The following is a 14,199-nucleotide window of genomic DNA, read 5'->3' as shown; positions in this document are numbered from 1 at the left end:
TGGAGAACAGATCGTGACCCTCCCCTCCCCCGCCCACCTGGTCCTGCGCAACGCCCGCATCCACACCGTCGACCCGGGCCTGCCCTCGGCCGAGGCGCTCGCGGTGCGCGACGGCCGCATCGTGTGGCTGGGCTCCGACGCGGACGCCTCGGCGTGGACGGGCCCGGCCACCGAAGTCGTCGACGCGGGCGGGCGGCGGGTCCTGCCGGGCTTCGTGGACGCGCACAACCACGTCCGGCTGGGCTCGGACGAGGAGTGCGTGCAACTGGCCGGGGCCCGCTCGCCGAGCGAGGTCGCCGCGCGGATCGCCGACTGGCGCGAGCGGCATCCGGACGCCGGGTGGATCGAGGCGGAGGGCTTTGACTACTCGGTCCTGCCCGGCGGCCGGATGCCCCGCGCCCGGGATCTCGACGAGCTGACCGGAGACACCCCCGCCTTCGTGCTCAGCTACGACGTCCACACCATGTGGCTCAACAGCGCCGCGATGGCCCGGCTCGGTGTGACACGCGGCTGCGGCGAACTGCCGTTCGGTGTACCCGAGACGGACGCCGTCACCGGTGAACCCACCGGGTTCGTGAAGGACTTCGCCGTGCGCGGTCTGTCCCGCGAGGGACATCGGGCGCTGCGCGAGCTCGGCGTGCCGTGGGCCTCCCCCGAGCGCCAGTACGGGCGGCTGCTGCGCAGCCTGGACGACGCCGTCCGCTTCGGCATCACGACCATCGTGGAGCCGCAGAACTCGCTGGACGATCTGGAGCTGTTCGTCCGCGCCCGCAAGGAAGGGCGCCTGCGTTCCCGGCTGGTGGCCGCGCTGTTCCACCCGCGCGGCACCACCGAGTCCGATCTGGACGAATTCGCCGGGGCCGCGCGGCGGTTCGACGACGAGTGGATGCGGGTGGGACCGCTCAAGCTCTACATCGACGACGTCGTCGAGCCGCGCACGGCTGCCCTGCTGGAGCCGTACACGGGCTGCCGGCACCGCGGTGACACCTTCTACCCGCCGGAGGAGTTCACCGAGTTGCTGACCCGGCTGGACGCGCGCGGCTTCCAGTGTTTCGTGCACGCGACCGGGGACCGGGGTATCCGCACCGTGCTGGACGCGGTCGCCCGTGCCCGTTCGCAGAACGGTCCCCGGGACGCCCGCCACCAGGTCGTCCACGTCGAGTGCTGCGACCCGGCGGACGTGCCGCGCTTCGCGGACCTGGGGGTCGTGGCCTGTATGCAGCCGCGTCACTGCGCCCCCGAGATCGCGGGGCCTGGTCAGGACTGGGCGCGCAATGTCGGCCCGGAGCGCTGGCACAAGGCGTGGCCCATGCGCAGTCTGCACCGGGCCGGGGCGACGCTGGCGTTCTCCAGTGACTGGAACGTCGCCGAGATGGACCCCATGGTGGGCCTGTACACGGCGGTGACGCGCCGGCCGCTGGGCGGGGGTGAGGCGTGGATGCCACAGGAGACGGTGGACATCGAGACCGCGGTGCACGGCTACACGATGGGGTCGGCGTACGCCAACTTCCTGGAGGACGAGCGTGGTTCGCTGTCCGTCGGCAAGGTCGCCGACCTGGTCGTCCTCTCCCGCGACGTCCTCGCCATCGAGCCCGAGGCCATCCCGGGGACCGTGTGCGACCTGGTCATGGTCGGCGGGGAGGTCGTTCACCGCGGGTGAGGGAGCGGGCGTCTCCTATGCTTGCGCCGTCCGCGTACCTCGGTGAAAGGGCCCCGCATCGTGACCACCGTGCAGGATCTCTCATGAGCGTGAGTGCGTCCGCGTCAGGGCGGCGCGTGCTGGTCAGTGGTGCGTCACGGGGGCTCGGGCGTGCCGTGGCGCAGGCGTTCGCCGAGGGCGGGGACCGGGTCGCCGTGCACTTCGGGTCGCGTGAGGACGAAGCCCGGGTGACGCTCGACTCGTTGGCCGGTTCCGGGCACACCCTGGTCGGGGGCGACCTGTCCGACCCGGCGGGCGCGACGGCCGTCGTGGACGCGGCCGCCGAAGCGCTCGGCGGGGTCGACGTGCTGGTGAACAACGCGGCGGTGAACATCCGCCATCCCCTGCCGGAGACGCCGTACGAGGAGTGGGTGGCGGTGTGGCAGCGGCATGTCGCCGTGAACCTGCTCGCCACCGCGAACCTCAGCCATCTCGTGGCCCGGCGCATGATCGACCAGGGTACGGGGGGACGCATCGTCAACGTCGGTTCCCGCGGCGCTTTCCGCGGCGAACCGGACCACCCGGCGTACGGGGCCACGAAGGCCGCGGTGCACGCCCTGGGCCAGTCGCTCGCGGTGTCGCTGGCCCCGTACGGCATCGCCGTGGCCTCGGTGGCCCCCGGTTTCTTCGACACGGAGCGAGTCGCGGCACGGCTGGAGGGCGCGGAGGGCGCCGCCATCCGCGCGCAGAGTCCTTTCGGCCGGGTGGCCTGCGCGCAGGAGATCGCGGCGGCGGTCCTCTGGCTCGCCTCCCCGGCCGCCGAATGGGCCTCGGGCACGATCCTCGACCTCAACGGGGCCTCGCATCTGCGGACCTGACCGTCGCGGCCGCGGGTTCCTCGGTCTCGTGGGGGTGGGCGTCACGGCGAACGTGGCGCCCCCTCACACGTGAGCGGCGCCCCGGGGCTCACCCCTGGCGCCGCTCAGGCAGTGTGCCTCAGACCAGCTCCGGCTGGGGCCGGGGCTGGTGCACCGGCGCGACCTTCGTCTCCCGCAACCCCGTGGTCCGCGCATAGCCGTAGACGACGGAGGCCATCGCCAGAAGGAGCAGCGGACCGCTCACCCAGGGGTGCCGGGCCATCTCCATCGGCAGATAGCGGTACGACACCAGCAGCGCCGCGAAGACCGTCGTCCCGTAGGCGACCAGATGGATTCCCGCCCGGTCCCAGCCCCGGTCGAACGAACGCAGCGCCGCCTCGATGGTGAATGCGAACACCACACCGGCCACGAGGTCCACGCCGTAGTGGTAGCCGAATCCCAGCGTCGCGGTGAGGGTGGCGATCAGCCAGAACGCGCCCGCGTACCGGAGCATTCTCGGGCCCGTGCGGGAATGGAGGAATATCGCCGTGGCCCACGCCGTGTGCAGGCTGGGCATGCAGTTGCGCGGGGTGATCTCGTCGTAGGGCATCCAGTGCGGGACACTGAGCGCCGGCACCGTGTGCGGCCACAGGTCGGCCACCGCCCAGTGCGGTCCGCCGGTGCCGAACGCGCCGGTGCCGTAGGCGAAGACGGGCCCTACCGTCGGGAAGATCATGTAGATGCCCGGCCCGACCAGACCGATCACCAGGAAGGTGCGCACGAGGTGGTGCGCCGGGAAGCGGCGGTCGCGGGCCACGTGGCGCAGCTGGTACAGCGCGACGAAGACCGCCGCCACCGCGAGCTGGACGTAGACGTAGTCGAGGACGTGCGCGCCGATCGGGCCGGTGGCCCGGACCATGCGGCCCACCAGCCACGACGGGCTGCCCAGCGCGCGGTCGGCCACGGCCACGTACTGGTCGAGCACCGTGGGGCGGGTCTTGGACGTGATCAGCAGCCAGGCGTCGCCCGTCTTGCGGCCGGCCACCAGCAGCAGGCCCAGCCCGACGCCTTTCAGCAGCAGCACCCGCTCCGGGCCGGTGCGACGCGTGAGGGCGATGACGCCGCAGCCCAGCACCACCCACAGCGCGCCGTTGCCGAAGGGGTGGCCGTCGGTCAGCTCGGCCCCGGACGCCCAACGCGCCAGGAAGAAGAGGATGTCGAGACCGATCGCCACGCAGGCCGCGACGAACCGTTGCCGCCAGGTCAGCACCACCATCGTCAGCGCCATACCGGCGTACAGCAACGGCCCCGATTTGGGCGCGCATATCAGTTCGCGCGCCTGGTCGGTGATCGGCCCTGTTTCCCCGTAGTGACGTGCGGCGATCTCCAGGGTGACGAGGAATGCGAGGGTCACCACGGCCATCGCGGTCCACAGCGTCGCCCGTGACGGACGCCACGCGCCGGACATCATTCCGTTGGGTATTCGCGAAGGCATCCGCGATGGTCTGGTTGTCAATTTTTCAGCCGATTTGTCGAATATAAAAGCGATCGTTTTTTAGTTCGATCATGTTAGCCGAATGGGCGCCTTTCGCGGCACGCCACAGGGACCTCGGACGCCGACCGCGGCCAAGCGGCATTGGCCTCATCTATAGGTCGCATCGAAGCTGCGTCTTGGCTCCTATAGACCGACGTCACGCATGGTGGAAACACGTCGGCCCGACGGGTCGGCGTTACCCCTGAAGGGAGTGATCCCATGCGTGACCTCACGGCGGCCGTCCGGCGTTTCCAGCGTGACGTCCACCCCGGCAAGGCGGAGCTCTTCGCCCGGCTGGCGGTGAACCACACGCCGCACACGCTGTTCATCGGCTGCTCCGACGCCCGTGTCGTCCCCGAACTCATCACCGGCAGCGAGCCCGGCGAGCTGTTCGTGATCCGTACCGCGGGCAACCTCGTGCCGGCCCACGGCCCGGGGGCCGACGGCGTGGGCGCGAGCATCGAGTACGCGGTCGCGGTCCTGGGCGTGTCGGACATCGTGGTGTGCGGTCATTCGGCCTGCGGCGCGATGACGGCGCTGGCCGAACAGCACGACCTGAGCGCGGTTCCCGCGGTCGGCGCATGGCTGCGCCACGCCGACGCGTCCCGTGCCCGTGTCACCGGGAGCGAGGACGTCCCCGGCCTGGTGCGCGCGAACGTGCTGGCTCAGCTGACGAATCTGACGACGCACCCCTCGGTCGCCCGTGCCCTGGCCGGGAAGACCGTCGCCGTGCACGGCTGGGTCTTCGACATCGCCACCGGATGCGTCGACGTGCTCGACGCGACGAACCTCCCGGGCGCGTACGCGGCCTGACCGCCCTGCCCTCCCCGAACGTCGCCCACCCTCCTCCCCTCCCCTCCCCTCCCCTCCCCTCCCCTCCCCTCCCCTCCTCCGCCGTCCCGTCCCGTCGCGGTGGCGGGGGCCCCTTCCCTCCCCGATCCTGAAGGAGAACTCTCATGACGCACGCCCAGTTCGACCCCGCCGCCCGCCAGGCCGTCGCCGCCGCCGCGGTGGACGCCAAGACGCGCAAGAACCTCAGCTGGCAGCAGATCGCCGACGCCTCCGGCCTGTCCGCGGCGTTCACCACCGCGGCCGTCCTCGGTCAGCACGCCCTGCCGCAGGCGGCCGCTCGAGCGGTCGGTGACCTGCTGGGACTGGACGACGACGCGGTCCTGCTGCTGCAGACGATCCCGACGCGCGGCTCCCTCCCCGGTGGCGTCCCGACCGACCCGACCATCTACCGCTTCCACGAGATGCTCCAGGTCTACGGCACCACGCTGAAGGCCCTGGTGCACGAGCAGTTCGGCGACGGCATCATCTCCGCGATCAACTTCAAGCTCGACGTGCGCAAGGTCGCCGACCCCGAGGGCGGGGAACGGGCCGTCATCACGCTCGACGGCAAGTACCTGCCCACCAAGCCCTTCTGACCGGCCTCACACTCCGAGGAGAGCCCCATGGACTTCGTCCAACGCACCATCGACCTCGCGCACCGCAATGTCACCGAGGGCGGTCGCCCCTTCGCGACCGTCATCGTCAAGGACGGCGAGATCCTCGCCGAGAGCGCGAACAAGGTGGCGCAGACCAACGACCCGACCGCGCACGCCGAGATCCTCGCCATCCGCGAGGCCTGCACGAAGCTCGGAACCGAGCACCTGGTCGGCGCCACGGTGTACGTCCTGGCCCAGCCCTGCCCCATGTGCCTGGGTTCCCTGTACTACTGCTCGCCCGACGAGGTGGTCTTCCTCACCACACGCGAGGCCTACGAGCCGCACTACGTGGACGACCGTAAGTACTTCGAGCTCGACACGTTCTACGCCGAGTTCGCCAAGAACTGGGACGAACGGCGGCTGCCGATGCGCCACGAGCCCCGGGACTCGGCCGTCGAGGTCTACCGGCTCTGGCAGGAACGCAACGGCGGTGAGCGTCGCGTCGCGGGTGCCCCGACCACCGGGTGAGCCACAGGCACCGATGACGCCGGGAAGGGCGGCGCGAACCCTGCTCCGTATGAGGCCCCTGGGAGGCCTCCCGGAGGGGCCCGCGCCCGCCCGCCGCCGTGCCGCCCGGCGCCGGCGGGCCGGACCTATAGTGTCGAGGTGTCCGTGGAACTGCGTCATCTGCGCTATCTCCTCGCCGTCGCCGACCAGGGCAGCTTCACTCGGGCCGCGGAGGAGTTGTACATCTCTCAGCCGACCCTGTCGCAGCAGGTCAGACAGTTGGAGCGGGCCCTGGGGGTGCAGTTGCTGGACCGTACGGGGCGCAGCGTGCGGCTCACCGACGCCGGAGAGGCCTACGCCCGGCACGCCCGGCGGGCGCTGCGCGACCTGGCCGCCGCAGAACGCGCGCTGCAGGACGTCCAGGACCTCTCGCGCGGCCACCTGCGGCTGGCGGTCACCCCCTCCTTCACCGCCTACCTCGTCGGACCTCTCGCGGCCGAGCTCCACCAACGGCATCCGGGGATCACCCTCACTATCCGGGAGACCACCCAGGACGGCATCGAGGCCGCGCTGCTCGCCGACGACGTCGACCTCGGGATCGCCTTCGCCGCCACGCACCAGCAGGGCGTCGAAGCCACCGACCTGTACACGGAGACGCTGAGCCTCGTCGTGCGCGGCGACGGGCATGCGTCCGTGCGCGACGAGTCCGTGTCGCTCGAGGAGCTGACGGGCACCGAACTGGTCCTGCTGAGCGGTGACTTCGCGACGCGGGCGCACATCGACGGGTATTTCGCCGAGCACCGGGTCACCCCGCGCATCACGATGGAGGCCAATTCCATCCAGGCTCTGATCGAGATCGTCCAGCGCACGCCGCTCGCCACGGTCCTCCCCGACGCCGTCACCCACGACCACCCGCGTCTGCGTCCGGTGTCGCTGCGCCCCGCTCTGCCCTCCCGGCGAGTCGCCCTCCTCAGACGTTCCCAGGCCTACCGGAGCGCGGCCGTACGCGCGTTCACCGGGCTCGTCGACGACGTGGTGGGTGCCCGCGGGTATCGCACGCCGCTCGGCGACGCGACGTGAGAGAGGCGGCCGGGCGACCCCGGCGGGCCGCCTGAAAGGTCACAGCGCGGCTGCCCGGTAGCGCACGAAGAGGATGCCGTGCACGTCCCCGTGCGGGGCGCTGTACACGTGCGGCATGTCGGCCGGCCAGGACACCGACATGCCCGGTCCTGCCGTGCTCGGCGCGTCCAGGGCTCCGACGACGGCCGTGCCGCTGAGGATCATCAGGGTCTCGCTCGTGCCCGCGACATGCGCGGCCGACTCCTGCGTGGCGCCGGCGGCGATGGTGACGCGGAAGATGTCGGTGACCGCGTCGGCGTCCTCGTGCCGCTCGATCAGGGCCGCGGTGACCGCGCTGCCGGAGACGGCGCCCTCGTGCTCCTCGGCTCGCACGGGCGGGGCGTCGCTGAGGACCGCGCTGAGCGGCCGGTTCAATGCCGTGGTCAGGGCGTAGAGGGTCTCCAGGGTGGGGTTGCGGGTGCCGCCCTCCAGCTCCGAGAGGGTGCCCTTGCCCACGCCGGAACGCCGCGCCAGCTCCGAGAGCGACAGGCCGCGCTGTGCGCGCAGTTCCCGGAGCCTGCGCCCCACCTCGTCGTTCAGCCCCATCTCCGGATCGTGCTCCCGCTCTCGTTCGCCGTGGTTGACGGCCGTCGGCCCTCCTCCCTAGTGTTCCACATACAGAACGTTCCGTTTACAGAACGCACCTTACGGGACGTTCGGCTTACCCCAACGCTCCCTCCTCCTCGAGAAGTCGCCCATGTCCTCCTTCACCACCCGCCTCCGCGCGGCCGCGCCGCCGTCGGCCGTGGCCGCGGGGCTGATCGCCGTCACCGTGGGCGTCACCAGTTCCGCCGCGCTCGTGTTCACCGCGGCCCGGGCAGCGAGCGCGGGCCCCCGGGAGATCGGCTCCTGGATGCTCGCGCTCGGCGTCGGGCTCGCCGTCACCTGCGTCGGTCTCTCCCTGCGGTACCGCGCCCCCGTCGTCACCGCCTGGTCGACACCCGGCGCGGCCCTGCTCTCGACCAGTCTCGCCGGGGTGCCGATGGGGCAGGCCGTCGGCGCGTTCGTGTTCTCGGCCCTGCTCGTCCTCGTCACCGGCGTGACCGGCTGGTTCGCCCGTGCCATGGAGCGCATCCCGGTGCCGCTCGCCGCGGCCCTCCTCGCGGGAGTGCTGCTGCGGTTCGGCACCGGCCTGTTCAGCACCATGCACCGCCATGTCGCGGTCGCCCTCCCGGTGTTCGTCCTCTACCTCCTGGCGCGCCGCTTCGCAGCCCGCTACGCCGTACTCCTCGCCCTCGCCGGCGGCGTTCTCGCCTCGGTCGTCGCCGGCGGCTGGCACGTGGACAAGCTACGGGTCTCGCTCGCCGCGCCGGTCCTGGTCGCACCCGACTTCGACTGGAAGGTCCTGGTCAGCGTCGGGGTACCGCTGTTCGTCGTCACGATGGCCTCGCAGAACCTGCCCGGAGTCGCCGTGCTGCGCGGCTCGGGTTACGACGTTCCGGTGTCGCCCCTGATGAGCTGGACCGGAGCGGTCAACGTCCTGCTGGCCCCGTTCGGCGCGTTCGGGCTGAACCTCGCCGCCATCACCGCCGCGATCTGCACCGGACCGCAGGCGCACCCGGACCGCGCCAAGCGGTACGTCGCGGGCGTGTGGGCCGGGATCTTCTACCTCTGTGTCGGCGTCTTCGGCGCCACGGTCGCCTCGCTGCTCACCGCGATGCCGCAGGAGCTCGTGCTCGCCACGGCGGGCGTCGGCCTGCTGGCCACGATCGAGAACTCGCTGGCCACGGCCCTGTCCGACAAGGCGTCACGGGAGGCCGCGGTCGTCACCTTCCTCGCCACCGCGTCCGGCGTCAGCCTCCTCGGCATCGGCTCCGCCTTCTGGGGCCTGCTCGCCGGCGCCCTCACCACCGTCATCGCCCGCGCCGGGCGACGCGGCAGCCCCAGGCAGGAGGGAACCGCGCACGACCGCACGGCGGACGCCGCGGGGCCGCGGCGGTGCGAGGATGTCGAAGCTTGATCACTTCGACCACTCCACGGAAGGAAACCCCGGCATGGCCGTCATCCACCGCACCGTCGTGAAGCCGACCAAACTGGAACTGCTCACCTCCTGGCTGCCCTCCCGTCCCTGGTACCGCGGCGGCGCGGCCGAGCCGGAGCCGGTCAAGGCCGGCGGCTTCCGGCTGGACGACCCGGACGGCGCGGTCGGGATCGAGTTCATGGTGGTCACCGACGTCTCCGGCTCCGCACCGGCCACCTATCTGGTGCCGCTCACCTACCGCGGCGCGCCGCTCGACGGGGCCGAGCACGCCCTCGTCGGCACCATGGAGCACGGTGTGCTCGGCCGGCGCTGGGCCTACGACGGCTGTCACGACCCGGTGCTCGTCGCGCAGTTGCTGGCCCTGGTCCAGGGCACGGCGCAGGCCCAGGACCAGAACGCCAGCGACACTCCCGACCCGGAGGTCACCTCCTCCTACAGCGGCGGGGGCCCGCTCACCACGGACCTCACCCAGGCGCCCGCGGACGGCCAGGACGGCACCGAAATCCCCCTGGCGCGGGCTGCGACGCTCCGCCTGCACCGCGTCCTGGAGCCCGCTCCGGACGGTGCGCCCCAGCCCCCGCACGGAGCGATCGGCCACGTCGCCGCGCCCTGGAACCTGCCGGACGGCACCCGCACCCGGGGGCTGTTCGCCGTCCTTCACACCGGTCTTCGGGCCCAGGGGTGACACCTCACGGGTCGTACGCGCTGTAACTCATGGGGGACGCCGGTCCCTTGAGGGGTCTGAGCGGTGACGCGACGAACGAGATGGTTTTTGGCAATCGTTACGTTTGTCAGTCTTTAAAGTCGCTGTAAACCTCTGTGATCGGTACCTGGCACGGGAGTACGGTTCCGGCGCTCGGCAGTAAGAGATTTCGCGGCCGTAGGGGCGGCCGCCCCTTGCTCCGAAGAAGCCGGAGACAAATCCATGGGTGTGTTTTCCGCACGGCGCAGACCGCGCCGCGCCGCGGAGGGCGGCGGCAGAGCGGCGATCGCCGTCGCCGCCGCCGCACTTCTGATGGCGGGCGCGATACCCGTCACCGCATACGGGGCGGACGCGGACGCGGGATCCGGCCGCCACGACGTGGCGGGCGAGGAGTCCCACGAACTGATGGAGTCCCTCGACGCGTTCAACGAGCCGAGGCTCTCCCCGGACGGACGCATCGCACCGGGCGCGTATGCCGACGCGTGGGCGCACATCAGGAACATGCCGGTCCGGGCGGGCAGCTGGAGCGAGGTCACCACCTCGCCGTACAACGAGGACGCGCTGCACTACCGCGACCGGTCCGCCTCCAACTCCGGTGGTGGCGCGGGGCATTCGGCGGGCCGGATCGCCGCCCTGGCCACCGACCCGACGCACCGGGGCGTGGTCTACGCGGGCGCCGCGGGCGGCGGTGTGTTCCGCTCCACCGACGACGGGCGGACCTGGACGCCGATCGCCGACCGGCTGCCCGCCCTGTCCGTGGGCGCCCTCGCCGTCGCGCCCGACGGCTCGCTGTGGCTGGCCACGGGCGAGGCCACCACCGCCTCCGACAACTACCTGGGCAGCGGCGTCTACCGGCTCGCGGACCCGGTCACCGGCGTCTTCGGCGAGAGCGACAAGGTGGGCGGCACCGAGCTGGACAGCAGCTCCCTGCACACCCTCGCCTTCGACAAGGCCGCCGGCTACGTCTTCGCCGCCTCCTCGCACGGCGTCTTCCGGCGCCCGTTGTCGGCGGGACAGTCCACCGCGTGGACGAAGGTCCTGGCCCCGTGCGCGGGCGTCGGCGCCGGCGGCGTGAGCTGCGGGGTGGACAGCCACTACGCGGACATCGCCAACGACATCGCCGTGCGGCCCGGAAGTGACGGCACCAGGCTGCTGGCCAACGTGGCGTGGCGCGGCGGCGCCGGCTACAACGGCTTCTACTACTCCGACGACGCCGGCACCACCTGGAAGCGTGCCAACCCGACCGGCGCGATCAACCCCGCCGAGATCGGCAACGCCGCCTTCGCGTACTCGGCCGACGGCAGCAGGCTGTATGTGTCAATGGAGTCCCCGAAGCTCCTGAACAAGGCCAGTGGATCCGGCGTGTACTCGGTGCTGGCCGGTGTGTACGTCAGCGCGAGCGGTGACGCGGGCGGCCCGTTCAAGCAGCTCGCGACCTCCTCGTCGTTGTCGGCGACCGGTTCCGCGATGAAGGTCCACGAGATCGGCAGCGGCTACCAGCCCGGCTCCCAGGCCTGGTACGACCAGGTCATCGCCGTCGATCCGAGCGATCCGAACCACGTCTACCTGGGCCTCGAGGAGATGTTCGAGTCCCGGGACGGCGGCGCGACGTGGAAGGCGGTCGGCCGCTACTGGGACTTCGGCATGCCGTGCTTCTCGTACGACCCGGCCGAGAACTCCTGCGACGGCGACGTGATGCACTCCGACCAGCACGCCCTCGCCTTCTCGCAGTGGCAGGGCGGCACACCGGAGGTGTTCGTCGGCAACGACGGCGGCGCCTACGCCCGTCCGGCCACGCAGACGACGGCCGGCTGGCGCAACCTCAACGAGTCCGGCACCCTGCGCACCCTCCAGTACTACTCGGTGCGCGCGGGCCGGATGACCGACGGCAGCGGAGACGCCGTCTGGGGTGGCCTGCAGGACAACGGCGTCTCCCTGCTCGCCCCCAGGGGCGCCACCTACCAGGGGCAGCCGCTGAACCCGGACGGCGAGATGGTCTCGCCGTACGGCGGTGACGGCGGCGACCAGCTGGTCAACCCCGCCAACGGCTGCCAGACGGTCGGGGAGTACGTCGACCTCGCGCTGCAGATCACGGACAACTGCGGCTACACCGCGAGCGACGACGGCTCCGAGGACGTCATCACCGACATCGCGCCCGGCGACCCGGGGGCCCGCTTCACGGCCCCGTTCGGCGCGGACGAGACCGACCCGAACGGCCTGTGGGTCGCGGGCGGCCAGTACGTCTGGGGCAACACCAAGACCTGGCAGAGCACCTCGGGCGCCGACTGGACCCGGCTGTTCGACCTGGGCGCCGGGCACTCCGCCTCGGCGGTCACGAGCCGGGGCCACGTCACGTGGGCGGCCTGGTGCGGCGCCTGCTCCGCGGTCGACGGCACCTTCGGACGGGGCGTCGCGACCAACTACGGCGGCACCTGGCACCAGGTGAACCTGCCCGCCGCCTTCCCCAACCGCTACATCTCCAACCTGACCGTCGACCCCTCCGACGCCTCCGGCAAGACGGTCTACGCGGTCGTCAACGGCTTCTCACGGCACTGGAACGAGGGCCCCGGCGCCGGCTACGGCCACGTCTGGAAGACCTCCGACGGCGGCACGACCTGGACGGACGTCAGCGGCGACCCGGCGGCCACCGACTCCTTCCCGGACGCCCCGGCCAACGCGGCGCTCGTCACCCGGGACGGCACCCTCGTGGTGGCCACCGACCTGGGCGTGTTCACCAGCACCTCGGCGGGCCACTGGACGCGCCTGGGCACGAACCTGCCCACCGCCCCGGCGGTGTACCTCTCCCCGAGCCCCGACGGCAGCCAGGTGTACGTGGCCACGCACGGCCGTGGCATCTGGAAGACGCCGACACCGTGACGGCCCGGCCGGGTGGGCGGGACCGCGATCCGGCGTGATCGTGGCCGTCCGTTCACCCGGCCCCCTTCACCCGGCCCCCGGTCGCCCCGTGACGCCGCGCCCAGCGCGTCGCGGGCGTCGGGGGCCGCCCTCGTCGACATGGTGGCCCGCCTACGCCCTCCCCGCCGCCCCCACCGGCACACACCGCCACGCGAGCACCGCGGCGGTCAGGTAGGCGAGCGCTCCGAGGGCCATGCTGTGCCGAATCCCGCTCGCGTAGCCGGCGGTGGCGAGCAGGCTGCCGCCGAGCGCGACGCCGGTGGCGCTGCCGACCTGCCGGGTGGTGTTGAACAGGGCGGAGGCGGCGCCCGCGTAGTCCGGGGGTGCGGCGGCCATCACGGTGGTGGTCGAGCCGGTGAGGGCGAAGGACGTACCGAATCCGGCGGCCATCATGGGAACGACCAGCAGCGCGTAGGCGGGATCGTCACCCGCCGACGCCCAGCCCGCCAGTCCCAGGGCGGCCAGCAGCATGCCGCTGACCACCAGCGGACGGTCGCCGGTACGGCGGGTCAGCCGCCCGGACAGGACGGAGGCGAACATGGTCATCGCCACCGCCGGGAACAGCGCCAGCCCGGTGCCGAGGGCGCTGTAGCCGCGGCGGTGCTGGAAGTCCAGGCTGGCGGTGAACACCATGCCGTAGAAGCCGAAGTTGAAGAGCAGGCCGATGACGGCGGCGCCGCTCATCGGACGGGAGCGCAGCAGGCTCAGCGGCAGGGCGGGCGAGCGGGCCAGCCGCTCACGCACCACGAACGCCACGGCTGCCGCCACGGCCAGGACGAGCCCGGCGAGAACGGCCGGGTCGGACCAGCCCCGCCGGCCGGCCTCGTTGAGGGCCGCGGTCAGCAGGGCCACCGTCGACACGACCGCGCACTGCGCGGGCCAGTCCAGGGAGCGGGTGGCGCGCCGGGGCGAGGGCGCGACGTACCGCAGCGTCAGCAGGAGGCAGACCGCTCCCACGGGCAGGTTGATGAGGAAGACCCAGCGCCAGCCGGCCGTGGAGACGAGCAGCCCGCCCAGCAGGGGCCCGGCGGAGGCGGCGACGCCCGCCATCGAGCCCCACAGGCCGAAGGCGCGCGAGCGGGCGGCCGGCGAGGGGTAGGCCTGCTGCAGCAGGGCCAGGGAGCCCGGCACGATCAGCGCCGACCCGAGTCCCTCCACCAGCCGGGCGGTCACCAGGGCCGGGGTGCCGGGCGCGAGCGCGCACGCGGCCGAGGACGCGGTGAACACCGCCACGCCCGCGCAGAAGACGCGGCGGTTGCCGAGCCGGTCGCCGAGCGCGCCGGCGGTGAGCAGGAACCCGGCGAAGACCAGGGTGTATCCGTCGGTGACCCACTGGATGCCGGTGAGGGAGGCCGACAGGTCCCGGCCGATCACCGGCACGGCGACGTTGATGATCGTCACGTCGAGGATGACCATGAAGTACCCGGCGCACACCGCGAGCAGCGGTGCCCAGGACCGGCGCCCGGGCTCGCGGGACGGCTTGCTGCCACCGCCGTCGGCCTCCGCGAACGCCACC

At 72.2% G+C, this 14,199-nt stretch carries 12 protein-coding genes; 9 read left to right on the top strand and 3 right to left on the bottom strand.

Features of this window, described 5'->3' with window-relative positions:
• Positions 1 to 13 precede the first annotated feature (13 nt).
• Both AC0B9F_RS16700 and AC0B9F_RS16695 read left to right on the top strand, forming a co-directional pair.
• The gene (locus AC0B9F_RS16700; RefSeq protein WP_472003212.1) at positions 14 to 1,660 is read left to right on the top strand and encodes an amidohydrolase; all 1,647 of its coding nucleotides are present in this window, start codon (positions 14 to 16) and stop codon (positions 1,658 to 1,660) included.
• 83 nt (positions 1,661 to 1,743) lie between these two features.
• A complete protein-coding gene (locus AC0B9F_RS16695; RefSeq protein ID WP_472003210.1) occupies positions 1,744 to 2,517 on the top strand; it encodes an SDR family NAD(P)-dependent oxidoreductase in 774 nt (257 codons plus the stop codon).
• 118 nt (positions 2,518 to 2,635) lie between these two features.
• On the opposite strand, the gene AC0B9F_RS16690 is transcribed toward AC0B9F_RS16695, so the two are convergent.
• On the bottom strand, positions 2,636 to 3,991 hold the full coding sequence (locus AC0B9F_RS16690; RefSeq protein WP_472003208.1) for a phosphatase PAP2 family protein: 1,356 nt from the start codon (positions 3,989 to 3,991) through the stop codon (positions 2,636 to 2,638).
• Positions 3,992 to 4,249: 258 nt separating this feature from the next.
• On the opposite strand from AC0B9F_RS16690, the gene AC0B9F_RS16685 reads away from it, so the two are divergent.
• The 4 genes from AC0B9F_RS16685 to cynR all read left to right on the top strand — a co-directional run bounded on the left by AC0B9F_RS16685 (position 4,250) and on the right by cynR (position 7,044).
• Complete coding sequence (locus AC0B9F_RS16685) at positions 4,250 to 4,843, top strand: carbonic anhydrase (protein ID WP_472003206.1); 594 nt, start codon at positions 4,250 to 4,252, stop codon at positions 4,841 to 4,843.
• 143 nt (positions 4,844 to 4,986) lie between these two features.
• Positions 4,987 to 5,457 carry a cyanase gene (cynS, locus tag AC0B9F_RS16680; protein ID WP_472003204.1) on the top strand — a complete coding sequence of 157 codons (471 nt, stop codon included), beginning with the start codon at positions 4,987 to 4,989 and terminating at the stop codon, positions 5,455 to 5,457.
• A 27-nt stretch (positions 5,458 to 5,484) separates the two neighbouring features.
• Positions 5,485 to 5,985, top strand: a complete 501-nt coding sequence (locus tag AC0B9F_RS16675; protein WP_472003202.1) for a nucleoside deaminase — start codon at positions 5,485 to 5,487, stop codon at positions 5,983 to 5,985.
• A 138-nt stretch (positions 5,986 to 6,123) separates the two neighbouring features.
• Positions 6,124 to 7,044, top strand: a complete 921-nt coding sequence (gene cynR, locus AC0B9F_RS16670) for a transcriptional regulator CynR (RefSeq protein ID WP_472003200.1) — start codon at positions 6,124 to 6,126, stop codon at positions 7,042 to 7,044.
• Between the two features lie 39 nt (positions 7,045 to 7,083).
• On the opposite strand, the gene AC0B9F_RS16665 is transcribed toward cynR, so the two are convergent.
• Positions 7,084 to 7,629, bottom strand: a complete 546-nt coding sequence (locus AC0B9F_RS16665) for a helix-turn-helix domain-containing protein (RefSeq protein ID WP_472003198.1) — start codon at positions 7,627 to 7,629, stop codon at positions 7,084 to 7,086.
• 151 nt (positions 7,630 to 7,780) lie between these two features.
• Between AC0B9F_RS16665 and AC0B9F_RS16660 the strand changes: the two genes are divergently transcribed.
• The 3 genes from AC0B9F_RS16660 (at position 7,781) to AC0B9F_RS16650 (ending at position 12,644) form a co-directional block, all read left to right on the top strand.
• Positions 7,781 to 9,043, top strand: a complete 1,263-nt coding sequence (locus tag AC0B9F_RS16660; RefSeq protein WP_472003196.1) for a benzoate/H(+) symporter BenE family transporter — start codon at positions 7,781 to 7,783, stop codon at positions 9,041 to 9,043.
• 34 nt (positions 9,044 to 9,077) lie between these two features.
• Positions 9,078 to 9,749 (top strand): maltokinase N-terminal cap-like domain-containing protein, encoded by a 672-nt coding sequence (locus AC0B9F_RS16655; RefSeq protein ID WP_472003773.1) that lies wholly within the window; start codon positions 9,078 to 9,080, stop codon positions 9,747 to 9,749.
• A 240-nt stretch (positions 9,750 to 9,989) separates the two neighbouring features.
• Positions 9,990 to 12,644: a glycosyl hydrolase gene (locus AC0B9F_RS16650; protein WP_472003194.1), complete on the top strand. Its 2,655-nt coding sequence runs from the start codon at positions 9,990 to 9,992 to the stop codon at positions 12,642 to 12,644.
• A 150-nt stretch (positions 12,645 to 12,794) separates the two neighbouring features.
• On the opposite strand, the gene AC0B9F_RS16645 is transcribed toward AC0B9F_RS16650, so the two are convergent.
• Positions 12,795 to 14,198 (bottom strand): MFS transporter, encoded by a 1,404-nt coding sequence (locus tag AC0B9F_RS16645; protein ID WP_472003192.1) that lies wholly within the window; start codon positions 14,196 to 14,198, stop codon positions 12,795 to 12,797.
• Between the last annotated feature and the right edge of the window lies 1 nt (position 14,199).

The sequence above is a fragment of the Streptomyces sp. NPDC097129 genome (assembly GCF_055668065.1).
This window is presented reverse-complemented; position numbering and strand designations above follow the sequence as displayed.